This window comes from Streptomyces sp. NPDC006997 (genome assembly GCF_040635175.1).
In the GTDB taxonomy this organism is placed as follows: domain Bacteria; phylum Actinomycetota; class Actinomycetes; order Streptomycetales; family Streptomycetaceae; genus Streptomyces.
Genome location: NZ_JBEYHH010000013.1, coordinates 1 through 23,495, shown reverse-complemented (window position 1 = coordinate 23,495; position 23,495 = coordinate 1). Strand labels below are relative to the sequence as shown.

At 74.4% G+C, this 23,495-nt stretch carries 21 protein-coding genes; 7 read left to right on the top strand and 14 right to left on the bottom strand.

The features are described from left to right. Positions 1-126: 126 nt before the first annotated feature. Together ABZ659_RS14990 and ABZ659_RS14985 are read right to left on the bottom strand one after the other, a co-directional pair. Positions 127-1,893 (bottom strand): ABC transporter ATP-binding protein, encoded by a 1,767-nt coding sequence (locus ABZ659_RS14990; RefSeq protein WP_360218637.1) that lies wholly within the window; start codon positions 1,891-1,893, stop codon positions 127-129. 145 nt (positions 1,894-2,038) lie between these two features. Continuing rightward, positions 2,039-2,599, bottom strand: coding sequence for a hypothetical protein (locus ABZ659_RS14985; protein WP_360218634.1), 561 nt, complete (start codon positions 2,597-2,599; stop codon positions 2,039-2,041). A 316-nt stretch (positions 2,600-2,915) separates the two neighbouring features. Here ABZ659_RS14985 and ABZ659_RS14980 point away from each other — a divergent pair, with 316 nt between their 5' ends. After that, a complete protein-coding gene (locus ABZ659_RS14980) occupies positions 2,916-3,146 on the top strand; it encodes a DUF397 domain-containing protein (RefSeq protein ID WP_360218631.1) in 231 nt (76 codons plus the stop codon). 116 nt (positions 3,147-3,262) lie between these two features. Next, positions 3,263-4,174 (top strand): helix-turn-helix transcriptional regulator, encoded by a 912-nt coding sequence (locus tag ABZ659_RS14975; protein WP_360218628.1) that lies wholly within the window; start codon positions 3,263-3,265, stop codon positions 4,172-4,174. Positions 4,175-4,220: 46 nt separating this feature from the next. Here ABZ659_RS14975 and ABZ659_RS14970 read toward each other — a convergent pair whose 3' ends face one another. From ABZ659_RS14970 to ABZ659_RS14960, 3 genes are all read right to left on the bottom strand, one after another. Further along, positions 4,221-5,039, bottom strand: coding sequence for an SAM-dependent methyltransferase (locus ABZ659_RS14970; RefSeq protein ID WP_360218625.1), 819 nt, complete (start codon positions 5,037-5,039; stop codon positions 4,221-4,223). Positions 5,040-5,150: 111 nt separating this feature from the next. After that, positions 5,151-6,008: an aldo/keto reductase gene (locus ABZ659_RS14965; protein ID WP_360218622.1), complete on the bottom strand. Its 858-nt coding sequence runs from the start codon at positions 6,006-6,008 to the stop codon at positions 5,151-5,153. Between the two features lie 126 nt (positions 6,009-6,134). Then, positions 6,135-7,541, bottom strand: a complete 1,407-nt coding sequence (locus ABZ659_RS14960) for a condensation domain-containing protein (RefSeq protein ID WP_360218619.1) — start codon at positions 7,539-7,541, stop codon at positions 6,135-6,137. 204 nt (positions 7,542-7,745) lie between these two features. On the opposite strand from ABZ659_RS14960, the gene ABZ659_RS14955 reads away from it, so the two are divergent. Then, the gene (locus ABZ659_RS14955; protein WP_360218616.1) at positions 7,746-8,207 is read left to right on the top strand and encodes a hypothetical protein; all 462 of its coding nucleotides are present in this window, start codon (positions 7,746-7,748) and stop codon (positions 8,205-8,207) included. 22 nt (positions 8,208-8,229) lie between these two features. Then, entirely contained in the window at positions 8,230-8,688 is a 459-nt protein-coding gene (locus tag ABZ659_RS14950) for a hypothetical protein (RefSeq protein WP_360218613.1), read from the top strand. Positions 8,689-8,760: 72 nt separating this feature from the next. Here ABZ659_RS14950 and ABZ659_RS14945 read toward each other — a convergent pair whose 3' ends face one another. The 5 genes from ABZ659_RS14945 to ABZ659_RS14925 are packed head-to-tail and all read right to left on the bottom strand — an operon-like array spanning position 8,761 to position 13,675. Continuing rightward, positions 8,761-10,044 (bottom strand): ABC transporter substrate-binding protein, encoded by a 1,284-nt coding sequence (locus ABZ659_RS14945; protein ID WP_360218610.1) that lies wholly within the window; start codon positions 10,042-10,044, stop codon positions 8,761-8,763. After that, the gene (locus ABZ659_RS14940) at positions 10,041-11,138 is read right to left on the bottom strand and encodes a branched-chain amino acid ABC transporter permease (RefSeq protein WP_360219048.1); all 1,098 of its coding nucleotides are present in this window, start codon (positions 11,136-11,138) and stop codon (positions 10,041-10,043) included. Before ABZ659_RS14940 ends, ABZ659_RS14945 begins: the two co-directional genes overlap by 4 nt. Before the next feature lie 40 nt (positions 11,139-11,178). Continuing rightward, the gene (locus ABZ659_RS14935) at positions 11,179-12,078 is read right to left on the bottom strand and encodes a branched-chain amino acid ABC transporter permease (RefSeq protein ID WP_360218607.1); all 900 of its coding nucleotides are present in this window, start codon (positions 12,076-12,078) and stop codon (positions 11,179-11,181) included. Further along, the gene (locus ABZ659_RS14930) at positions 12,075-12,893 is read right to left on the bottom strand and encodes an ABC transporter ATP-binding protein (protein WP_360218604.1); all 819 of its coding nucleotides are present in this window, start codon (positions 12,891-12,893) and stop codon (positions 12,075-12,077) included. Before ABZ659_RS14930 ends, ABZ659_RS14935 begins: the two co-directional genes overlap by 4 nt. Beyond that, entirely contained in the window at positions 12,890-13,675 is a 786-nt protein-coding gene (locus tag ABZ659_RS14925) for an ABC transporter ATP-binding protein (RefSeq protein ID WP_360218601.1), read from the bottom strand. Before ABZ659_RS14925 ends, ABZ659_RS14930 begins: the two co-directional genes overlap by 4 nt. A gap of 618 nt (positions 13,676-14,293) precedes the next feature. Between ABZ659_RS14925 and ABZ659_RS14920 the strand changes: the two genes are divergently transcribed. Beyond that, the gene (locus tag ABZ659_RS14920) at positions 14,294-15,187 is read left to right on the top strand and encodes an NAD-dependent protein deacetylase (RefSeq protein ID WP_360218598.1); all 894 of its coding nucleotides are present in this window, start codon (positions 14,294-14,296) and stop codon (positions 15,185-15,187) included. Between the two features lie 2 nt (positions 15,188-15,189). Here ABZ659_RS14920 and ABZ659_RS14915 read toward each other — a convergent pair whose 3' ends face one another. The 3 genes from ABZ659_RS14915 to ABZ659_RS14905 all read right to left on the bottom strand — a co-directional run bounded on the left by ABZ659_RS14915 (position 15,190) and on the right by ABZ659_RS14905 (position 20,855). Next, positions 15,190-16,464, bottom strand: coding sequence for a helix-turn-helix domain-containing protein (locus ABZ659_RS14915; RefSeq protein WP_360218595.1), 1,275 nt, complete (start codon positions 16,462-16,464; stop codon positions 15,190-15,192). Between the two features lie 144 nt (positions 16,465-16,608). Further along, positions 16,609-19,698 carry a LuxR C-terminal-related transcriptional regulator gene (locus ABZ659_RS14910; protein WP_360218592.1) on the bottom strand — a complete coding sequence of 1,030 codons (3,090 nt, stop codon included), beginning with the start codon at positions 19,696-19,698 and terminating at the stop codon, positions 16,609-16,611. A 215-nt stretch (positions 19,699-19,913) separates the two neighbouring features. Then, positions 19,914-20,855 (bottom strand): dienelactone hydrolase family protein, encoded by a 942-nt coding sequence (locus tag ABZ659_RS14905; RefSeq protein WP_360218589.1) that lies wholly within the window; start codon positions 20,853-20,855, stop codon positions 19,914-19,916. Positions 20,856-21,097: 242 nt separating this feature from the next. Between ABZ659_RS14905 and ABZ659_RS14900 the strand changes: the two genes are divergently transcribed. Beyond that, positions 21,098-22,009 (top strand): Gfo/Idh/MocA family oxidoreductase, encoded by a 912-nt coding sequence (locus ABZ659_RS14900; protein WP_360218586.1) that lies wholly within the window; start codon positions 21,098-21,100, stop codon positions 22,007-22,009. On the opposite strand, the gene ABZ659_RS14895 is transcribed toward ABZ659_RS14900, so the two are convergent. Further along, on the bottom strand, positions 21,978-22,862 hold the full coding sequence (locus ABZ659_RS14895; protein ID WP_360218583.1) for a GNAT family N-acetyltransferase: 885 nt from the start codon (positions 22,860-22,862) through the stop codon (positions 21,978-21,980). The genes ABZ659_RS14900 and ABZ659_RS14895 overlap by 32 nt on opposite strands. Before the next feature lie 331 nt (positions 22,863-23,193). Between ABZ659_RS14895 and ABZ659_RS14890 the strand changes: the two genes are divergently transcribed. After that, a complete protein-coding gene (locus ABZ659_RS14890) occupies positions 23,194-23,400 on the top strand; it encodes a hypothetical protein (RefSeq protein WP_360218580.1) in 207 nt (68 codons plus the stop codon). Positions 23,401-23,495 lie beyond the last annotated feature (95 nt).

Sequence of the window (23,495 nt, the reverse complement as noted above, 5' to 3'; positions counted from 1 at the left end):
CTGCCGTCCGGTCCTTTTCTCCCAAGTGACCAAATACCGTGGGTCATTCGCATCGGGAGCGCGACGCGCGGGGCCGACGGCGCGCTCACCCGCCGACGGCCCACACGAGGGGCGGTTCGGGAGGTGTCAGACGGCCTGCCCGCTGTGCAGTTCCGTGTAGGCGCCGCCGCGCCGCAGCAGCTCGTCGTGGGTGCCGGTCTCCAGGACCCGGCCGTCGCCCATCACCACGATCCGGTCGGCGCCGCGCACGGTGGACAGCCGGTGGGCCACCACGAAGGTCGTCCGGCCGCGCAGCAGCCGGGCCAGCGCCTGCTGCACCAGCGCCTCGGAACGGGTGTCGAGGGCCGAGGTCGCCTCGTCCAGGATCAGCACCTTGGGGTCGCGGATCAGCGCGCGGGCGATGGCGAGCCGCTGCCGCTGCCCACCGGAGAGCCGGGCGCCGCGCTCGCCCACCAGGGTGTCGAGGCCCTGCGGCAGCCGGTCCACGAACTCCAGCGCGTTGGCGTCCCGCAGCGCGGCCCGCACGGCGTCCTCACCGGCGTCGTCCATGCCGTAGGCGACGTTCTCCCGGATGGTGCCGTCGAAGAGGATGGACTCCTGCGGGACGACGGAGACGAACCGCCGATAGGTGCGCAGGTCCAGGGTGTTCATGTCGGTGCCGTCGAGCAGCAGCCGTCCGGAGGTCGGCCGGATGAAGCCGATGACGAGGTTGAGCACGGTGGACTTGCCCGCCCCCGAGGCGCCGACGAGCGCGATGGTCTCCCCCGGCGCCACGGAGAGGCTGAGGTCGCGTACGGCGGCCCGGCCGCCGTCGTAGGCGTAGCTGACGTCTCGGAAGGTGACGGCGCCGTGCAGCGCGGTGAGTTCCGCCTTGCCCTCGTTGTCCTCCAGCTCGGGCGCCTGGAGCACCTCACCGACCGAGCGCACCGACTCCAGGCCCTTGGTGATGACGGGCGCCAGACCGGCCAGCGTGGTGGTGGAGTTGGTGAGGGTGGTCAGGAAGGCGCCGAGCATGACGACGTCGCCCGCGGTGACGCCCCAGACGTCGTAGTACGAGACCAGCGCGGCGCCCGCGAGGACCAGCACGCCGACGACGTTGAGCACCACCCAGGCCAGCGAGCCGAACCGCCCGTTGACCAGGTCCAGGCGCATCCCGGAGCTGAGCAGGCGCCGCAGGGTGCCGTCCATGCGGTTCAGGGCCTTGCCCTCCAGGCCGTGGGCGCGGGTGACCGGTATCAGCCGGGTCATCTCCGTCACCCGGGAGGAGAGGGTCTCCACCTCGTGCCGGAAGTGCTCGTTGTGGGTGCGCAGCCGGGCCCTGAGGCGGGCGACGACGAGGGCGGCGGCGGGCACGACGACGAGGAAGACGGGCAGGAACTCGGGGGTGCGCACGCCGATGATCACCAGTCCGCCGATGAGGACGGTGGTCGCCCCGAGGCCGGTCTCGGCGGTCTGCTGCACCATCTGCTCGACCGTCTCGACGTCCCGCACCACCTTGGCCTGGAGCACCCCGGCGCTGACCCGGGAGTGGTAGCCGATGGAGAGCTGCTGCATCCGGGTGCACAGGGCGGAGCGGAGCGCGGTGCCCATGCGGCGCACGCTGCCGTAGAGGAGCCGGACGTAGAGGACGTGCAGGGGGTAGTTGACCAGCAGGATGAACATGATGACGCCGGTGCTCGTCCAGAGGTTGCTGATCGGCTGGTGCTGGACGACGGTGTCGATGATGGACGCGGTGATCAGCGGCAGCAGCCAGACGGGGCTGTGCTTGACGGTGAAGACGCCGACGGCCGCGGCGAGGCGCCGGCGGTCGGCGCGGAACAGGTAGGCGAGCGTGCGGACCGGGTGCTCGCCCCGGTAGCGGTGGTCGAGTGGTCTCTCCTGCGTCGGCGCCATCGGCGGTGTTCCTCCCAGTGCCCTGTCGGAAGCGCCCTGGCGGGCAGCAAGCGCTTCCCTTCCCTTGCGGGCGAGGAGTACACCAGGTCGGGGCGGGACGGGGGAAACGTCCAGGGCGTGAGATCGGCTCACGCGCGCGGTGGGATCAGATGGCGGCCCGCGCCGGGTCAAGGGCGCGGGCCAGTTCCGCCGCGGCGCGGCCGAGTTCGCTCTCGTCGGCCGGGAGCCGGCAGAGCAGTCCACAGCGCTCGCGCACGGCCTCGCGGGCGGCACGCTCCCAGGCGACCGGGTTCTCACGGCGGTTGAGGAGCTTGGGGTAGGCGCTGGCCGTGCGCTCCCACTGACGGGCGTCCGCGATGCCGCCGAGCAGCCGGACGATCTCCGGGCGGCAGGTGACATGCGGCAGTTGCGCGAGTTCCCAGAGGAAGGGGACCGTCGCGGCGGTGGCCTGCGTCACCACGAAGCCGTACTGGCAGATCCGGTCCCGCAGCTCGGCCACGGCGGTGACGGCCGTCGGGGCGCTGCCCCAGGCGATCTTGTTGAGCAGCAGGGGGATCGTCGCCGCGGAGCCGGTGGAGTCCTGGAGGTCCGGCCAGGGCACGTCGCCCAGGCCCCGCAGGGGTTCCACGGGCGCGGTCTCGTGGTCGGCGCGCTGACTGTGCTGGTTGCGCTCGGTGCTCGGCTGGTGCGTCGGAGCGGTGCGCATGGCGTGAACCTTTCCGCGGCGGTCAGGTCAGAGAAGGGGCGGCGCGGCTGCCGGGCCGCCGCCGGGGGTGCGGTGCTGGGGCGCTGAGCGCACCGGTATGAGCACGGCGTCTCCCTGATGAGGCGTCAGGCAACGGCGTCGACCGAGGGGTTGACGCCGAGGGCTATTATCCACGCCGACGGCGTCCGCGTGCAATTGCACGAGAAATTGCGCGGAATCGGGGTAGGAAGGGAGAGGCCCCGCGCACCACGAGTCATCCGGGGCCCCGGTGGGCGCACGGCTCCCCGGTGGAACGCGAGACGGCAAGGAGAGGTCAGTGTCAGCAACACCCAACGGAGTGCGCGCCAGTTCGCTGGACGCGGCGTGGATCAAGAGCCAGCACAGCACCGCCGAGGGCAACTGCGTGGAGGTGGCCCACCTGACGGACGGGTCCGTCGCCATGCGCAACTCCCGCGACCCGGAGGGGCCCGCGCTTGTCTACACGCCCGCCGAGATGGCCGCGTTCCTCGCCGGGGCGAAGGACGGGGAGTTCGACCACCTGGTGTGACGCCCGCCCCGCTCGACTCCGTTCGAATCGGGCGGCGTCGCCGTCCGGGAGGTGCGGTGCGGACGTACGGACTGCGGTAACGTGGTTGCCACTTCTGCCGGTTGCTGGGAGCCAGGATGTCCGCCGAGTCGCAGCGCATCTCCCGTCTCGAAACCTATCTGGCCCGGACCGAGCCGGCACCCACCCTCCTGAAGATGCTGGTGGGCGTGCAGCTGGCCGGTTTCCGCGAGGACGCCGGGTACGCCCAGGACCAGGCGGCCAGGGCTCTCGGATTCAGCGCGGCGAAGCTGTCCCGCATCGAGTCCGGCAAGGGCCGCAGACCCCCCTCCGAGGCCGACGTCCGCGCCCTGCTGAAGCTGTACGGCACCGACGAGTACGAGGGTTCGGTGCTGCTGAAGCTGCTGCGGCGGGCCGGGGAGCCGGGCTGGTGGCAGCGGTACGACAAGCGGCTGATGCCGGAGTGGTTCGACCGGCTGGTGGGCCTCCAGGAGGCCGCCGCCGCGATCCGCACCTTCGAGATCCAGTACGTCCCCGGCCTGCTCCAGATCCCGGCGTACACCCAGGCCGTGATGGACCGCGGGCTGCCGACCGCGCCCGGCCCCGAGGTACGGCGCCGGGTGGAGCTGCGGACCAAGCGCGCCGAGCTGCTGCACCGGGCGGACCCGCCGCAGCTGTGGGCGATCATCGACGAGTCGGTGCTGCTGCGGGTGCTGGGCAGCCGGGCGGTGATGCGGGACCAGCTGACGCATCTGCTGGAGATGGCCCAGCTCCCCCATGTCACCGTGCAGGTCGTGCCGCTGGACGCCACGAACGCGTCGTCGCCGACGATCCCGGTCACGTATCTGCGCTTCGGCGGCCTCGACCTGCCGGACGTGGTCTATCTGGAGCACATCCGAAGCGCCCACTTCCTGGAGGACCGTGACGAGACCGAGGAGTACCGGGTCGTCCTGGACCGGCTGGCGGACGAGGCGCTGACGCCGAGGGAGTCGCTGGAGCTGATGGGCGAGACGCTGCGGACCCGGTACTGACCCCGGTCCGCCGCCGTCTCCACCGCTCCCTGCCTTCTCCGCTCCCTCAGCGGACGATCCCGACCCCGCCGAACTCGATCCACTCGTGGGTGAGCTGCCGGGGCGCCACCTCGGTGTCGGGACGCCAGGTGGAGACCTCCACCAGCCCCGGCTCCAGCACGTCGAGACCCTCGAACAGCCGCTCCACGTCCTTCGGCTCCCGCACCCGCCCCCAGTGCCCCTGGGTGACCTGGTCCATGAAGTCGGTGACGAAGGCGCGCACCTCGGCGTCCTCGCTGACCAGCTGGCACATCACCATCACGCTGCCCGGCACCAGCCGCTCCCGCACCCGGGTGGCCACCGCGAGCGGGCCGTCGGTGTCGCTGTCCGGGATGCAGTGGAAGACGGAGTTGAACAGCACGGCCACCGGCTGGGAGAAGTCGATCAGCCGCTGGGTCTCGGGGTGCGCGAGTATCCCGTCGGTCTCCCGCAGGTCGGCGTGGATCACGGCCGTGCGCTCGTCCTGCTCCAGCAGGGCCCGCCCGTGGACGAGCACCATCGGGTCGTTGTCGACGTAGACGACGTGCGCGCCGGGGTCGACGCGCTGGGCGACCTGGTGGACGTTGTCCTGGGTGGGCAGGCCGGACCCGTGGTCGAGGAACTGCCGGATGCCGTGCTCCTCGGCGAGCGTCCTGACGACCCGCTGGAGGAACCGGCGGTTGTTCAGGGCGAGGCGGCGGGTGCTGGGCACCACCTTGTCGAGCTGCTCGCAGGCGGCGCGGTCGGCGGCGTAGTTGTCCTTGCCGCCGAGGTAGTGGTCGTACATCCGCGCGGCCGTCGGGACGCTGGCGTCGATCTCCGTGGACAGCGGCTTGTCCGTCTGCATCGTTCCCCCCGCGTTGTGCCGAGCGTCAACTCGGCTGGCGTGACCGGGAGTACATCCTAGGGAGGCGATGTCGGCCGATGCCAGTCCGCGGACGGAGACCGACCGCCGGGGTCACGCCGCGTCCAGCTCCGCGAGTTCGGCGGTGGTGAGGACGAGGTCCGTCGCCGCCACCGAGTCCCGGATCGTCTCCGGCCTGCTGGCGCCCGGGATGGGGATGACGACGGGGGACTTGGCGAGCATCCAGGCCAGGCAGACCCGCTGCGGGCTCACCCCGTGCGCCTCGGCGATCCGGGCGAACGGGGCGTGCGCGGAGCCCAGTTCACCGGCGCGGGAGATGCCGCCGAGCGGGCTCCACGGCAGGAAGGCGATGCCGAGGTCGTCGCAGAGCCGCAGCTCCGGCTCGCTGGAGCGGAAGGCGGGCGAGAACTGGTTCTGCACGGAGACGAGCCGTCCGCCGAGGATGTCGTTGGCGAGCTTGATGCGCTCCGGGTTCGCGTTGGAGATCCCGGCCATCCGGATCTTGCCCTCGTCCAGCAGGTCGCGCAGCGCGCCGACCGACTCCTCGTACGGCACCCGCGGGTCGGGGCGGTGGAACTGGTACAGGCCGATGGCCTCCACGCCGAGCCGCCGCAGCGACGCCTCGCAGGCCTCCTTGAGGTGGCGGGGGCTGCCGTCGACGGTCCAGCTGCCGTCGCCGGGCCGCAGGTGGCCGCCCTTGGTGGCGACGAGGACGTCGGCGCCCCGCTCGTGCTCGGCGAGGGCCTTGGCGACGAGCGTCTCGTTGTGGCCGACCTCGTCGGCGTCGCGGTGGTAGGCGTCGGCGGTGTCGATGAGGGTGACGCCCGCGTCCAGGGCGGCGTGGACGGCGGCCAGGGAGCGGGCCTCGTCCGGACGCCCCTCGATCGACATGGGCATGGCGCCCAGCCCGATCGCACTGACGTCGACGGCACCGATACGGCGAGTGTGCATCTGCTCGTGACCTCTTTCGACTGTCGCGCGGAACCCGGCGTCCGGCGGGCCGGTGGGTACGACGCCGGACGTGATCCAGCGTGACGGCCCGCGCGCCGGAGGTCCAATAGAGAGAGGTGAACGGATTCAGCAGCGGGGCAGCTGAATGCCCGCGCGCGCCGCCGACAGGACGTGTTCGCGCAGCAGCTCGACGTACCGGCGCATGTTCCGGTAGGCGGGGTCGGTGCTGGGGTAGCGGCTGGCGAACTGGAGGCCCTCGTGCAGCCGGGTGATCCACACGCACACCTGGTCGCCGTACGACACCCGGATGAGGCCGTAGGCGTTCAGCTCCCGCCACCGTTCGGAGCCCACGGTGGCGCGGGCGTCCACGTAGGAGACGATCGAGTAGAGGTCCGGTGAGGTGGGCCGGAAGTCGGAGCCCAGCAGGCGCAGCACCCGGGCGATGGGCAGCTGGGCCAGCGGCCGGGCGTCCCGCAGCGCGGAGCGGACCATCCGCACGGCGCCGTCGAAGCCGTCGGCCCGCCCCGCCGGGATCTCGATCGGCGCCCCGCCCACGTACCAGCCGACCGAGTCCGACCAGCGGGACTTCATCCTGGTGTGGAACGGTACGACGGTGCGGTAGACCGGCTGCCCGGTCAGCTCGTGGACGATGAGCGCGGTGGCCGCGAGGACGCCGACCAGGGTTCCGCCGTGCGGGCGGCAGTAGGCCTCGAAGGCGGCGGCGTCGCGCTCGTCGACGAGCATCTCGTGCATCAGCTTCTGCGGTGGCAGCGGCTTCCCGGCGCTGGCGTCGAGCCCGAGGTCGACGGGGAAGTTGGGCAGCGTCCCGCCGCACCGGGCGACGAACTCCCGCCAGCGGGCGACGACCGGGTGCGTGCCGTCGATCCGGTCGGCGTCGGTGCGCTCTCTCGCGCAGAAGTCGATGTAGCTGGCGGCCGGGGCCGTGGGCACGCCGCGGCCCTCCAGACCGGCCGCGTACAGTTCGTGGATCTCGGCGGGGATGCGGTGCAGGGAGTACGCGTCGACGTTGCTGTGGTCGAAGGCCATGTACACGCTCGCGCTGCCCTCCCTGAGGACGGCCGTGTAGAGGAAGTTCGGCCAGCCGAGGGCGTCCGCGGCGACGTCGAAGCGGTCCTGGAGGTAGCGGCTCAGCGTCGCCGCGTCGGAGAAGTCCCCGCGGTCCTCGCGGTGCAGCCGGACCGCGTCCGGGTCCAGCGTGAACCGGCGCATGTCGTCACCGACCCACCGGAACCCGCTGCGCAGCGTCTCGTGCCGCAGCGTCCAGGCCCGCAGGGCGCCGTGCAGGACGTCGAGGTCGACGTCGCCGGGGATGTCGAACGCGGCCCCCAGCCAGGTGGGCACGAACAGCCCGTCCTCCCGCACCGTCCGCGCCGTTCGAAGATGGGACTCCTGTACGTACGCGGGTGGCCGGACGTCCTCCCCCAGGCCGGTCGCCGTCTCGACGGTCGCGGGATGCAGCGTCCACTCCACCAGCCGTCCGGGCCGGATCTCGCAACGCTGGAGGTCGGTCATTCGCACAGGGCACTCCGTTCGCCTGCCCTCGGAAGTCGGGGCGGGGAGGGGTCGGCAAAGGCACATCCATGCCAACGACGCGAATGATCCGGAGGAAACGCCCGACGCGACACGCTCCGTCCGACGCCCCGGAGCGGAGCCCGCCGACGGCAGCCGGTCACGGCGCCAACGGCGTTGTCGGTGCCCGCTCTTAGAGTGGGTCGCATGGGGTCCACGGGCATTCAGATCGACGTAGTGGTGGGTTGTCCGGTCAACGACGAGGTGGAGAGGGTGCTCGGGCTGGCCGAGGCCGTGGGGGAGCCCGTCACCGTCACGTTCCTGTGGGAGGGGCGGGCGGAGGCGGAACGGGCGGTGCTGGTGCCCGCGGCCACGCTGGCGTCGTGGGAGCACTGGGCGCCCGGCGGCTACCCGGGCGGTGGGCACGCCGAGGCGGAGGAGGGGCCGGAGCTGGCGCGTCCGGCGACGTTCGGGCCGTTCACACTCTTCCGCCGTCGGGCGGGAGGGCGTACGGCGGTGGCCCGTGGCGGGGTGGTGGTCGCCGAACTGCTGGATCCCGGCGAGGCGCACTGGCTTGAGGAGAAGGCCCGCGGGGTCCGGCAGGGTTTCATGGATCCCGGACAGCGGGCCGCTTACGAGGAGTTCCTCGCCCGGCAGGATGGCGTGTGACGGTCCGGTGGGGCCCATCGACGTGGGGGTTGATTTCGTGGAGCAGTACGAGGACCGGATCCTGGCTGAGGAGCTTGCCGCCCTTGGCGCGGTGGGCGGGGGCAGTGGTCGCCTGGTCCGGGTGGTGGCCAAGCGGATGAAGAAGAACGTCCAGGAGATCGAGCTGCTCGTGCCCCTGCCGTTCGACGAGGCGGTGCGGCGTGTCTTCGGTGTGCTGAGCGGCGCGGGCCGCGCGGTCGGGAGCGGGGCCGGGGACGACGGCACCGAGATGCTCCGGGTCGTCGCCGGTGGTGGTGCCGGTGGCCTGAATCCGGTCGTGGTGACCGTGTGGGTGCGACAGGCCGGTGAGGGTGGCTCCCAGGTGCGGCTGCGGGCCGCCGCCAAGGAGGGGCTGATCAGGCAGCGGGCCGGGGAGAAGACCGCCGCCCGGCTCGCCGCCCTGCTGGGCGAGGCGACCGGGGCGACCAGAGCGGGCGGGTGAGCGGGGGCGCCGGGCACGAGACTGCCGCCCGGCCGGGAAACGAGTCCGGGCGGCAGTCGGTTCCGTGGGGCGTCAGGCGCCCTTGCCCTTCAGGTACTCCGCCACGCCAGGCGCCTCGTGCGCGTCCTCCACGCCGATCACGCCGCCGACCGACTTCGCGTCGGGCTTGAGGACGTAGGTGGACAGGCTCGCGGGGCTGTTGACGTCGGAGAAGTTCTGCGGGGTGCCGAGGCCGGTGTCGGCCTTGGTCTGGGCGCGGTGCGCCTTGACCACGTCCGCGCGGGCGAGGCTGCCGCTCTCGCAGGCGTTCTCCAGGTCCTCACCGATCAGCTTGGCCGCGTTGTAGCCCGAGAGCACGCCGGAGTCGACCGGGGAACCGGGGTACTTCTTCTCGTACGCCCCGACCATGTTCTTCACGCCCGGCAGGTTGGAACTGACCGCCGGGGCGGCGCTGACGATGTGGACCATGGCCTCCAGCGCCTTGGCCGCCGGGGTCTTCATCAGCTGCGGGGCGTAGCCGGGGGCGCTGGTGACGATCGGGACCTGGAGGCCGCGGGAGGCCGCGACGCCCGCGAGGGACGCCGTCTGCGCCGGGCCCGCGCTGATCAGGATGGCCTTGACGCCCGCCTTGCGCAGCGCGGAGACCTGCGCGGACAGGTCGGTGTCGGTGGCCTTGATCTTCTGGTCGACGACCTTCATGCCCGCCTTCTCGGCGGCCCAGGTGGAGCCCTCCAGGGCGTTGGTGCCGTAGTCGCCCTCGAAGTAGACGTGGCCGATCGAGTCGCCCTTCTTCAGCTTGGCGGTTCGGGTGAGGAAGTCGACGGCGGCGATCATGTCGACGTCGTAGGTGGTGCCGAGGACCTGGACGGCGTCCTTGCCGAGCAGGGAGGCCGCCCACGCCTGCGGGAAGGTCAGCAGGTGGTCGCTCTCGATGTCGTCGAGCAGCGCCGCGACCACCGGGGAGCCGATGACCTGCGGCAGCGCCACCACGTCGGGTGAGATGTCGGCGTAGGCGGTGACCGCCTTCTGGACGTCGTAGCCGTGGTCCTCGACGACGATCTTGATCTCGCGGCCGCAGATGCCGCCCTCGGCGTTGATCTCGTCGGCCCACATCTGCTGCGCCTGCACGATGGACTTGCCGAGGGTGGCGTAGGGGCCGGTGAGGTCGGTCAGCGCGCCCAGGGTGATGGTCTTCTCGGTGACGCCGGGGCCGGTCTTCACGCCGTCGGCGCCACTGGTGGCCTCCTCGTTGTCCGCCTTGGAGCTACACGCGGTGCCCGCGAGCAGGAGCGCCGACACGGCCGAGGCGAGGACGATTCTGGAGGTGGTGCGGTGCCTGCGGGGCTTGACGTTCACGGGGTGTGCTCCTTGGCTCGTGCGGCTGACGCTGCTGAGGTGGCTGGTGCGGACGGGGTGGCCGAAGCGGCCGAGGTCGGTTCCTGGGATGGGTCGGTGCGGCGTCCGCCGCGCACGCGGGCCCGCACCCGGCGGGTCAGGCCGTGCAGGCCGTCCGGCGCGTAGAGCAGGACGACGACGATGGCGGCGCCGTAGAGGTAGCGGGCGGCCTCGGTCGGGCCGACGCCGCCCTCACCGGTGCCGGGTGCCGTGACCAGCGGCAGATGGTCGGCGTAGCGGGTCATCAGCAGCGGCAGCGCGGTGACGAAGGCCGCGCCCGCCACCGCCCCGGCGACGGAGCCGAGGCCGCCGATGACGATCATGGCGAGGTAGTCGACGGAGAGGGCGAGGCCGAAGTAGTCGGGGACGATGCGGCGGAAGCCGAGGGCCAGCAGGGCGCCCGCCAGACCCGCGTACATCGACGACACGACGAACGCCGCCGAGCGGTAGCGGGCCACGTTGACGCCCATCACGGACGCCGCGGTCTCGCTGTCGCGCAGCGCCACCAGGGCGCGTCCGGGGCGGCCCCGCAGGACGCCGCGGGCGGTGAGGCAGGTGACGGCGAAGAGCAGCAGGCCGAGGTACCACAGGCGTTCCTCGGTGCCGAACGGCACGCCGAGGACGGTGAGGTCGGTGTCGTCGCCGAAGCTGAAGCCGCCGACGGTCAGCGGGGGCACCGAGCGGCCGTTGAAGCCGCCGGTGACGGAGTCCGCGGTGAGCAGGACGTGGTGGCCGAGGAAGACCAGCGCGAGGGTGGCGACGCCGAGGTAGATGCCGCGCACCCGGCCCGCGACGGGGCTGAACAGGCCGCCCGCGGCCCCGGCGAGCAGCACCGCGCACACCAGGGCGAGGACGGGCGGCAGGCCGAGGCCCGGGTCACCGGCGAACCAGGCGTAGCCGTAGGCCCCGACGGCGAGGAAGAAGGCGTGGCCGAGGGAGAGCTGGCCGGCGGTGCCGGAGAGCAGGCTGAGGCCGACCGCGCCGATGGCCGCCGCCATGGCGAACAGGCCGATCCGCAGCCAGAACGCCTCCAGGTAGAAGGGGAGGGCGCACATCAGTGCCACGGGCACCACCCAGCGGGCCCACTTGGCGAGGTCAGACACGTGCCGCTCCCTTCGCGCCGAACAGTCCGGTGGGCCGTACCAGGAGGACCAGCACCATCACGGCGTACGGGGCGACGTCGCCGAAGCCCTCGCCGAGGACGTGCAGGTCGGACTGGTAGCCCGCGACGAGCGCCTCGGTGAGGCCGATCAGCAGGCTGCCCGCGAGGGCGCCGGGCGGGGAGGCGAGGCCGCCGAGGATGGCGGCGGGGAACGCCTTCAGCGCGATCTGACCGGTGGTGCGTTCCAGGCCGGGGGCCGGGAACGCCACCAGGAACACGGCGGCGAGCGCGGCGAGGCCGCCCGCGAGGCACCAGGCGAGGGTGCGCACGCGGGTGAGCCGTACGCCCATCAGCGCCGCCGCCTCCACGTCCTCGGCCGCCGCGCGCAGCGACAGGCCCCAGGTGCTGTACCGGAAGAGGGCGAAGACCCCGGCGATGACGAGGGCGGAGACGACGATCGCGGCGATCCGGCTGTCCGCGACCGTGAACGACCCGACGGTGGTGACCGAGTCGCCCCAGGGGTCGCCGGTGCTCATCAGGTCGCCGCCGATGCGCCGGGCCAGGTCGGTGACGAGGACGATGTCGATGCCGATGGTGACGATGGTCTGCACGTGCGCGGCGTGCGCGTCCTGCCCGCCGGTGCGTTGCAGGACGAACCGGTCGAGGAGGCCCGCCACGGTCGCCGTCGCCAGGATGGCGAGGGCGAGCGCCCCGGCGAAGCCGAGGTCGTCGTGGAGGACGGCGGTGAGGTAGCCGCCGAGCAGCAGCAGGGAGCCGTGGGCGAAGTTGAGGACGCCGGACGCCTTGAAGATGATCACGAAGCCGAGGGCGACCAGGGCGTAGACCGAGCCGAGGGCGAGGCCGTTGAGGACGTTGTCCACGAAGGTGGTCATGCGGCGTCCTCCCCGCTGTCGGTGGTGCCGTCCGCTTCGGTGCCGAGGTAGGCGCGCAGCACCTCGGGGTCGCGTTGGACCTCTTCGGGGGTGCCGTGGGCGATGGCCTTGCCGAAGTCGAGGACGGTGACCTCGTCGGCGAGGCGCATGACCAGGCCCATGTCGTGTTCGACGAGCAGCACGGAGAGTCCGAGTTCCTCTCGTACGGCGCGGATGACCTCGGCGGTGCGGGCGCGTTCGGCGGCGTTCATGCCGGCGACCGGTTCGTCGAGGAGCAGCACGCGGGGTTCCAGGCAGAGGGCGCGGGCGAACTCGACGCGCTTGCGGTCGCCGTAGGAGAGCGCGGCGACGGGGGCGTCGAAGTGGTCGGCCAGCCCGGTGAGGTGGGCGAGTTCGCGGGCGCGGGCGAGGTGCTCGCGCTGTTCGCGGCGGGCCTGCGGCAGGCGCAGGGCGCTGGCGGCGAAGCCCGCGTGGGACAGGGCGTGGCGGCCGAGCATCAGGTTGTCGGCGACGGTGCCCTGGGTGGTGACGATGTTCTGGAAGGTGCGGGCGACCCCGAGGGCGGCGATCCGGTGCGGGGCGAGCCGGGTCAGCTCGGCCGCGCCGAGGCGGACCGTGCCGCTCGCGGGCCGGTACAGGCCCGACAGGACGTTGAAGCAGGTGGACTTGCCCGCGCCGTTGGGTCCGATGACGGCGTGCACCGAGCCGGGGGCGACGGTGAAGGAGACGTCGTCGAGGGCGGTCAGACCGGCGAACCGGACGGTGACGCCGCTGACTTCGAGCGGGAGCGGAGGTGCGGTGGTACGGGTGGTCACGCGGCCCCCTGACCTTCGGTGGCGGCCTCGCCCAGGTAGAGGCGGCGTACCGCGTCGGTGCGGGCGAGTTCGTCGGCGGGTCCGGCGAGGCCGACCTCGCCGACGTCGAGGACGTAGGCGTGGTCCGCGAGGGACAGCGCCATTCCGGCGTTCTGTTCGACGAGGAGGACGGCGGTGCCCTGGGCGTTGATCTCGCGGATCACCTCGGCGATCCGGTGCACCATGCGCGGGGCGAGGCCGAGGGAGGGCTCGTCGAGCAGGAGCAGCCGGGGGGCGGCCATCAGGGCGCGGCCGATGGCGAGCATCTGCTGCTCGCCGCCGGAGAGCAGACCGGCGGCCTGCTGGGTACGCTCCGCGAGCCGCGGGAAGAGCGCGAAGACCCGGTCGCGGGCCTCCTTCGCCTGGTGGGCGCCGCGGCGGCCGAGGCCGAGGGCGCCCGCGCGCAGGTTCTCCTCCACGCTGAGCCCGGCGAACACCCGTCGGCCCTCGGGCACCTGGACGACTCCGGAGCGGACGGCGGCGACGGGGTCCTGGCCGTCGAGGACGGTGTCGCCGTAGCGGATCCGGCCCGCCGTGACGGCGCCGCGATGCAGTCGCAGCGTGCCCGAGACCGCGCGCAGGAGGGTCGTCTTGCCCGCGCCGTTGGCGCCGAGCAGGGCGACGACGCCGCCTGGTGGGACGGTCAGGGACACGGAACGCAGGGCGGACAGGGCGCGGCCGTAGGTCACGTCGAGGTCCTCGACGTGCAGCGCGGGCTCACCGTCCGGTGGTGCTTCGGGCATCACGGCTCCTCGGGTCCGTGCCGGAGCGGGCACGGGCTGGGGTGGGAAGGTGCCGCTCACGACAGCACGGGCGCCGCGCGCCGGTACAGGCTTCACCACGCTGACGCTGCGTCTTCCCAACCCGGGTGGTGCCGACTTGTGCGGGTGCCCAGGGCGCTGGCGCGCGCCGGTGGCCCGCGTGACCTCCCCGTTATGGTCCGCCTTGGGTACGACGTCGCGCGCGGGGCCTCCGCCGCGGCCCGCGCTCCCCGCCCGGACGCCCGGTGCGCGCGCTGGGGGAAGGCAGGAGGACACGCTCGGGGAAGACAGAGAAGGGAAGACCTGTGTCTCGACAGGACCCGCACACGCTGTTCGGCCTCGACGGGCGGCGGCACACCAGCTGCCACGACCCGGCCGACCGGCGGGCGCGCGTTCGCCGACGCCTTCGCGGTGCTGCCGGACGGCTCCGACCTGCGGCGGCTGGAGCTGCCGGTGGAGCACGGGGCGGCGGTCCGGTTCCGGCTGTGACCTGGTCGCGCGGCTGGTCCGGCCGGAGGAGGACTCCGGGGCGGTCGGTCGGATGCGCGCGGGCATCCCCGGTCCGGTCTGCCGCCGACGCCGCGCCCGTACCCTGATGTCATGCGGACGCGCCCCACCCTGACCTGGACCCCGCCCGAGGACCTGCCGCCGGGAACGGCCGACCCGGGCCCGGTCGCCGACGTGCTGGCCGTGGGCGGGGTGCTCGTGCTGAGCGGGGCGGGGATCTCCACCGAGTCGGGCATCCCGGACTACCGGGGTGCGGGCGGGAGCCTGAACCGGCACACGCCGATGACGTTCCAGGACTTCACCGGCAGCGCGCGGGCCCGGCGCCGGTACTGGGCGCGCAGCCACCTCGGCTGGCGGACCTTCGGGCGGGCGCTGCCCAACGCCGGGCACCTGGCGGTGGCCGCGTTCGGGCGGCACGGGCTGCTGGCGGGGGTGATCACCCAGAACGTCGACGGTCTGCACCAGGCCGCGGGCAGCGAGGGCGTCGTGGAACTCCACGGGAGCCTGGACCGGGTCGTCTGCCTGTCCTGCGGCGCCCTCAGCCCGCGCCGTGACCTCGCGGCACGGCTCCGGCGGGCCAACGCGGGCTTCGCGCCGGTGGCCGCCGGACTCAACCCGGACGGCGACGCCGACCTCACCGACGAGCAGGTGGGCGACTTCCGTGTGGTGCCGTGCGCCGGGTGCGGCGGTGTCCTCAAGCCGGACGTGGTGTTCTTCGGTGAGAACGTGCCGCCGCGCCGGGTCGAGCACTGCCGTGAGCTGGTCCGGGCGGCCACCTCGCTGCTGGTCCTCGGCTCCTCCCTGACGGTGATGTCGGGACTCCGGTTCGTCCGGCAGGCGGCCGAGGCCGGGAAGCCGGTGGTGATCGTCAACCGGGACCCGACCCGGGGCGACCGGCACGCCCGCACCCGGGTCGCGCTCCCGCTCGGCGACACCCTCACCGCCGTGGCCAGGCGGCTGGGCGTCCCGGTGGGCGCCGCCCGCTGAACTCAGGGCCGCAGCAGCCGCCGTGCCGTCAGCGCCAGGGTGATCTCCGCGAGGTCGGCGGGGCGGGCCAGGGAGCGGTCGGTGAGCTGTTCGAAGCGGCGCAGCCGGTTGAGGACGGTGTTGCGGTGGCAGTACAGGCGGCGGGCGGCGCGCTGGGCGGAGCCGTCGCAGGCGAGCCAGGCGGCGAGGGTGTCCAGGAGGACCTCGCGGTCGGCGGGGTCCAGCTGGGCGAGCGGGCCGAGCACGCGGTGCGAGAGGGCGGCGCCCAGCTCGGGTGAGGTGACGATCAGCGCGGCGGGCAGGTGGTCGGCGAGCCGGACCGCGCCGCCCTCCGGCGGGCAGATGGTGAGCGCGGTGTCGGCGAGGCGGCGGGCGTCGCCCACCGCGGCCAGCCCCTCCACCACGCCGCCGATGCCGATCCGGACGCCCGCGGTCGGCCCGGTCGGCTCGATCACCGGCTCGGGCAGGTCGCCGTCGCCGACCAGGACGATGCCGTGGTCCACGTCGGCGCCGGAGTACCAGTGCACGGGCAGGCCCGGCGGTACGGCGGCGGCGCGGGCGTCGGCGCACTGCGCGGGGTGCCCGCCCGCGACGGCGACGACGGCGTACCGCCCGCTCTCCGGCAGGTCGAGCACCTCGGCGGCCTCGGGCAGGTCGGCGATGCGGCTGGTGCCGTCGAGCAGGGCGGCGGCGAGCACCCGTACCCGGTTCTCGCGGCGCCAGGCCAGCTGCCGCTCGACCTGCCGGTAGGACTCGGCGACGAGGGAGCAGTGCTCGTCGACGAAGTTCCAGACGTCGGACGCCACGTGCACCAGCAGCCGGATGTCCTCGGGGGCGGCGCGGGAGGTCTCCTCGACCAGGCCCTGCCACACCAGGGAGCCGCCCAGCCGGAAGGCGTGCAGCAGGGCGTCGAGCGGGATGCCCTGTTCGGCGCGGCGGGCACCGATCTTCCAGGTGCAGCGGCGGGCGCCGTCCCGGGCGCCGCGCGGGTCGAGCAGCGAGGCGATGCTGTGCCCCAGCGAACGGTGCACCTCCTGCCAGGTGGCGACGGGCTCGGTCTCCATGGCGGACCGGTAGCACGCCTCCTCCTCCTGGAGGACGGCCACCAGCCGGTCGGTGAGGTCGGGCAGGGCGGCCTGCAGCACGCGGGCGGCGCGGTGCAGGACGCGGATGGCGTCGGCGTCGATCAGGGACCGGACGGGACGTCCGGCGCGTGGTGGCGGTACGGCGGTCGGCCGAAGGCGGGTCGCCGTTCGTGGCCGTAGTGCTTGCTGCATCGCGGTCCTCCCCCAGGGTCGGTTGCCCGGCGGTGCGGTCGCCTGCGGGCCTCCGACCGGTTCCCGGTCGGTCGGGTGGCCCGTGGCGGCGGCCGGCATCTGACTCTTGCTGCCCCGAAGGATGGCATACCGTCCGGTCGGTCCCTAGGGTTGTGCACCGGTCTTTTCGGACTGCTCCACCAGCCGGGCCAGCTCGACCCGGGACCGCACGCCGAGTACGGCGAAGACGTTGCGCAGGTGGTAGTCGACGGTGCGGGTGCTCACGGACAGGGTGCGGGCGACCTCGCGGTTGGTGGCGCCCTCGGCGACGCACTGTGCGATACGCCACTGCTGCGGGGTGAGCCGGGACAGCGCCCCGCCTCCGGTCCCGCTGGGCGCGGCGCCGTTGGCACGCAGTTCCTGGCGGGTCTGTCCGGCCCAGACCCCGGCGCCGCAGTGGTCGAACCCGGCGAGGGCGGCGCCGAGCCGGTCGCGGGCCTCGCGCAGTCGGCGGCGCCGTCGCAGCCACTTGCCGTACAGCAGTTGGGTGCGGGCGCGTTCGAAGTCGCCGACGGCGGCCTCGTGCAGGTCGAGGGCGCGCAGGTAGAGCGCGTCGGCGTGCTCGGGCGGGGCGAGCAGGGCGCGGCAGCGGGCGAGCTGGGCGGGGGCCTGCGGATCGACGCCGAGGGAGGCCCAGACCGCGAGGTCGGCGAGGACGCCCTGGGCGTCGTCGGGGCGTCCGGCGAGTACGGCGGCCTCGACGAAGCAGGGCACCGCGAGCATCCACACCGCGAAGTGGCCGCGCCGTGGGCCGGGTCTGACCAGCGGGCCGAGCCGGTCGGCGGCCTCCAGGGGGCGGCCCCGGCCGAGGTCGGCGCGGGCCGCGGCCCAGTGCGCGAGGGTGGCGGCCTGGACCAGCCCGTGCCGCCGCGCGGTGCTCAGCGCGGCGCTGACATGGCTGCTGACGACGCTCCCCTCGCCCACGATCGACGCCGCCAGGGCGAGTACGGCGTGGTGGTGGGCGGCGGTGTTGCGCTGCCCGGCGCGCTGGGCCGCGCGCAGGCCCTCCTCGGCGTGGGTGCAGGCCAGGGCATGGCGTCCGGCGCGCAGTTCGGCGTAGGCGAGGTACTCCAGGGCGCGGGGTACGAGGGCGTCACCGCCGTGGGCGCGGGCCGCCGCCAGTGCCCTCGCCCCCGCCCGAACCGCCGCGGACATGTCACCCAACAGCAGCGCGGCGACCGCGGGCCGCAGCAGCGCCTCGGGTTCCCCGCTGACGGAGGTCTCCGCCACGACGCGCCGCAGGGGGGCGGCGGCGAGGTCGAACCGCCCCTGGAGGACGGCGCGCATTCCGTGGCGGTAGTCGGCGGCGAGATCCACCGGGCCCACGGGAACCGACGCGGACCGCCCGGCACCGGGGGCTTCGGGGCGGGCCCCCGCGTCAGCCGCCGGGAGCGGAACGGACCGCCCGGCGCCGGGCACCTCGCGGCAGGCCGCGTCAGCCGCCGGGTTCGCACCCGCCACGCGCCGCCCCCCGCCGAGCGCCCCCGGGTGGACCTCGGCGTCACCCACCACCCACGCGGCCTCAGCCGCCGGGCCCGGTGCGGGCCGCCCGGCGCGAGAGGCCTCCAGCCCCGCGTCCAGCGCTTCGAGGCCCGCCCCCGCGTCGCCCGCCGCCCAGGCGGCCCCGACCGCCGGGCCCGGCTCAACCGCCCCGCCCCGCACCCCCCACCCCGCGTCCAGCGCCTCAAGGCACGCCCCCGCGTCGCCGGCCGCCCAGGCCGCGTCGGCGGCTGTGAGGGCGGCGGTGGCGGCGAGGGGCGGGTCGGTGGGGGTGAGGAGGGCCGCGGCGGAGAGGAGGGACTCGCGGGCGTCGGCGACCGGGCCGTCGTAGCGTTCCGCCAGGCCCCGGACCAGCTCGGCCCGGCCGCGGACGGCGGCGGGCGCGGTGCCGTACCCGGTGTCGTCGAGCAGCCGCAGCGCCCAGCGGGGCCGGCCCGCGTGCAGCGCCTGTTCGGCGGCGGCCGTCCAGCTCGCCGCCCGCCGCGCGGCGTCCGCGGTGAGCTGGGCTGCGCGGCCGTGGGCGAGGGCGCGCAGCCGCCGTGGGGCAGGGACGGCGGGGTCGGCGGCGGCGCGGGACAGCTCCTCGGCGATCAGCGGCGCGGGCCCGCCGGTGGCCCACGCCCGGTGCAGCAGCGCCGGGAGCCGCTGGCCGTCGGCCGCCAGGACCTGGGCGAGCGCCCGGTGCGCGGCACGCCGCCGTTCCGGCGTGGCGCCGGCGTACGCGGCCCGCCGCAGCAGGCTCCCGGCGAACCGGAACCGGCCGTCGGCCAGGCCGATCGCGTCGGGCAGCGGATCGCGGGACGCCGAGGCGGTGGGCCGCGACCGCCGTGCGGAGCGGAGGACGAGGTCGGCGTCCACCGACACCTCGTCGCTCTCGCGCAGGGCCGCCGCCGCGGTGAGCAGCAGGTCGGCCGCGGCGGGTGTGAGGCCGCGCAGCACGTCGCCCGCCACGCCGGTGAGCGTCCCGGCGTCGGCGAGCGGGCGGGGCAGCGGGCGTTCCCCCGCCAGTTCGGCGGGCGCCAGACGGCGGGCCAGCGCCAGCAGCAGGGCCGGGTTGCCCTCGGCCTCGTCGAGGAGTTCCGCACGGACCGCGGGGTCCACGCCGCCGCCGGTCACCTCGTCCAGCAGGGCCCCGGCGTCCGCCGGCGGGAGCGGGTGCAGTCCCGTCACCGGCAGCCCGGCGAGGTCCCGTTCGGCCGTCTGGTGCCCGGTGACGGCGACGAGCAGGCCGACCCGGCCCGTGCGGTGCAACTGCCGGGCGGCGGCGCCGAGGGCGGCTCGGGAGGCGGCGTCCCACAGGTGGGCGTCGTCGACGCAGACCAGCAGCGGCGCGTCCACCGTGGCGCAGGCGAGCGCGTCGAGGAGGGCGCGCACGGGCTGGGCGGGCGCCCCGGCCGCGCCGACCGCGGCGCCCGCCTCCGCCGCCACGGCCGCCACCGACCGGCACAGCGCGTGCACGGCCGCGCAGGAGGTACGGGCGAGGGCGGGGTCGGCGCGGACGGTGAGGACCCGGCCGGTGTCGAAGGTGCGGGCCGCGTGCTCCAGCAGCGCCGTCCGGCCGAGGCCGGGCTCGCCGGTCACCACGAGTACCGCGCTGTCCGTCCGCAGCCGGTCCAGCAGCGCGGCCACCGCCCGGCGCTGGGTGCCGCGCCCGTACAGCCGGTGGGGCGCTTGCACGGTCGTCGTTACGGTCATTCCCGGGAGGTTACGTACAGGTAACCGGGCCCGGAAGCGTGGCATCCGCGCCCCGCCGCCGCTCATCCGCCGCGCCACCTGCTCTTTCGTACGGTGTCGGCGGCGCAGGTCTGTGCCGCTGCCCAGCCGGGTGGCGTCCGGGCCGGGCCCCGGCACAACGCCGACGGCGGCCGTGCGCGGGGCACGGCCGCCGTGGCGGACTGGATCGCGGAGCGTCAGGAGGTGTGCGGGCAGTTGCCCCGGTACTCCTCGATGGTCCAGCTGGGCCGCGGCAGCGGGCACAGGAACTGCTCGTAGCGGGTGTCGTTGTCGATGAACCGCTTCAGCCACGAGATGCTGTACTTCGCGATCGTGGTGTTGTTCGAGTTCGGGGTGAAGTGCGTGGCGCCGTTCAGCTCCAGGTACGCCTTGTCCAGGGACGACGGCAGGGTGTTGTAGAACGGCTCGGAGTGGGTGATCACCGGGGCGATCGTGTCGCCGTCGGCCCCGATGATCAGGGTGGGGGTGCGCACCTCGGGCCAGGTCTTGTCGGTGTTCCACGGGGTGAGCGGAATGGCCGCCTGGAGCGACGGGCGGTCCTTCGCGGCCTCCAGCGTGCCGCCGCCGCCCATCGAGTGACCCATCACGCCCAGCCGGCTGCTGTCGACCCGGCCGCGCACCGAGCTGCGTTCGGTGAGGTAGTCCAGCGCGGAGAGGAGCTGACGGCCCCGGGAGTCGGGCTGGTCGAGCGTGGTGAGGGTGTCGATGGTGAAGACGACGAAGCCCTGGGAGGCGAGCCGCGGTCCGAGCCAGGCGATGGAGGACTCGTACGCGGTGAAGCCGGGCGAGATGACGACGGCGCCGAAGGTGCCGTCGGCGGTGCTGGTCGGGTAGTAGATGGTGCCGCCGCCGAAGCCGGTGACGAACAGGGACGACACGCTGGTCTGGGAGACGGAGTACGGGCCGCGCAGCGCCTCGATGCTGGACTCGGTCGGCGCCGGGCCGCGCTCGTAGGGGTTGTCCGCGGCGTGCGCGCCGGGGCCGGTGAGGGTGGTGAGCCCGACGACGGCGGCGACCGCCGCCGCGAGGCCTGCGAGTCGGCCCGTGCGGCGGGCGCGGCCGGTGCCGGTGGGGGGTGTGACGCTGGTGGCGGTGCTGCTGTGCGGGTGCTCCTGCACGACGGGGAGTCCTCTCGGTCGGGGGCGGGCCTTCCTGCCGTACGCGGTCCACTGGGCGTGGAGGGTTGCGTGAACCGCGTCCGGCGGCGCCGCCGTCTGGCTGGCGGTGCCACTGTCGGGCCCGTCACCGGGAGCGGGGACCGGCGAAATCACCGGTGTCGTGCGCGGGCCGGGGTTGCGGGGCCGGGCCCGGGGTGTGCGACGCTCGGCACCGATTCGTTGGATGGCGGAGGGGCGAGGACATGCGCATCGGACTGCTGGGCACCGGGCCGTGGGCGCGGATGGCGCACGCCCCGGCCCTGAGCGGGCACGGCGAGGTGGAGTTCGCCGGGGTGTGGGGGCGGCGTCCGCAGGCGGCGGAGGAGCTGGCCGACCGGTACGGGACGCGGGCCTACGACGAGGTGGACGCGCTGATCGCCGACGTGGACGCGGTGGCGGTGGCGCTGCCGCCCGAGGCGCAGGCGGAGCTGGCGGTGCGGGCGGCGCGGGCGGGCCGCCATCTGCTGCTCGACAAGCCACTGGCGGCGACGGTGGCGCAGGGGCGGGCGGTGACGGAGGCGGTGCGGGAGGCCGGGGTCGCGTCGCTGGTCTTCTTCACCACGCGGTTCCAGCGGGCGGCGGACGCCTGGATCGGGGAGCAGGCGGCGGCCGGGGGCTGGTTCACGGCGCGGGCGCAGTGGCTGGGCGCGGTGTTCACCACCGACAGCCCGTTCGCCGCGTCCGCGTGGCGGCGGGAGAAGGGCGCCCTGTGGGACGTGGGCCCGCACGCGCTGAGCGTGCTGCTGCCGGTGCTCGGCGACGTGCACCGGGTGGCCGCGGCGTCCCGCGGCCCCCGGGACACCGTCCACCTGGTCCTCGACCATGACGGCGGCGCGACCAGCACCCTCACCCTGAGCCTGACCGCACCCCCCGCCGCCGCGGGCGCCGGTGTGGAGCTGCGCGGCACGGCCGGGGTGACCGAGCTGCCGACCGGCACCGAAACCCCGGTGGACGCCCTGACCCGGGCGGTGACCGCCCTGCACACCGCCGCCCGCACCGGCGTCCCCCACCCGTGCGACGCGGCCTTCGCCCTACGGGTGACCGAGATACTCGCCGAGGCCGAACGGCTCCTCGACGGTCAGGTCAGGGCCGGAAGTGGACCCGTTCCCGGCTGACGGGGAAGCCGACCTTCCTGAAGTGGGCGGCCATCGGGAAGTTGCCGCGGTCGGTGGCCGCGGCGATGAAGGGAGCGCCCTCGTCGGCGAGGAAGTGGGCGCACTCGGTGAGCAGGTCGTAGGCGTAGCCGTGGCCGCGGTGTTCCGGGAGGACGCCGATGAAGCCGATGCAGGGGCCCGAGGGGTTGTGGGCGGGGATGTGGATGCCCACCGGGTCGCCCTCGGGGGTGCGGGCGACCCGCCACCACTCGCGTGGGGACGGGCACCAGTGGAAGAAGTCGAGTTCCTCCCGCGCGGCCAGTTCGACGCCGCCCTTGTCGATGGCGAGGAGGGCGTGGGCGTCGAGGGTGGCGGAGTGGATGCGGCACAGGGCGTCGAGGAAGACCGCGTCGTCCGGTTCGGGGGTGTGGCGCAGGCGGGTGGGCCGGGCGGGCAGGCCGTGCTCCGGGGTCCAGCGGTACAGGTAGCGCTCGACGAGGAGTTCGTACCCGGCGGCGCGGGCCGCGGCGAACCGGGTCTCGGCGGCGGCGCGCCGCCGTGGCTCCTCGCGCCAGCCGCTGGGCAGGGTCAGCTCCAGCTCGACCCGCCAGGGCGCGGTGCGCAGCAGCTCCGCGCCCGCCGCCTCCTCCCCCTCGGCCACGTCGAACCAGTTGACGTTGACCGGTTCGGTGTCGTCGGGGCCGCCCCACCAGGCGGCGCGGGCGACGACCCGGCCGTCGCGCAGGGCGACGCGCCGCCAGTCGGCGCGGTGCCGGGTACGGCGGTGGGTGTCCTGCTGGCCCAGGGGGTCGGGAAGGGTGTCGAACAGGGCCGCGTCGCCGTCGTCGAGCGCGCGGATGACCAGGTCGGTCATGGATCCTCCGGGATACGGGGAGCGCTCCCGGTCAGAGACGGCACGCCGGGACAGGGGGGAGGGAGCGCGGGAACGGTGTCGGTCTCATGGCACTGCCCTCCCTCCGTCGTCTCGGGGCGTGCGGGGGACGCTACGCGGCGTCCCGTCGGCCGTCCAGTGGTTTTTTTCGGCCCGGGAACGGTACTCCTGCCTGCACCGGAGTCCGCCGCGGCGAGCGGCGTACCGGGCCGCTGGATTGCATGGCGGGCTCCAGGGGTGAATGGTGAGTTATCGGACCCGATCGCACCAGCGGGGCCGAAGCAGCAGTGACCCGGACCGAGGAGCACAGATCATGTCTACGTCACCGTCCGGCGCGTCCCAGCCCTCCCAGGACCGCGCCACCCCCGACGCCCTGCTCCATGCCCGCACCGGCACCGACGTGTCGCCCGAGGACGTGGTGCTCGCGTCCGGCAAGGACCTGACCCCGCGCACGCTGGAGTGGGCCAAGCGGAAGCTGGCGGCGGAGGGCCCCGCCGCGCTGGACAAGCTGCTCCCGTAGCCGAGGCCGTACCCGTGGAGGCGCGGGGGCGACCTCCGGGGCAGGCACGTGGTCACCGTCGAGGACTACGGCGTGGACGAGGAGACCGGGGCCGC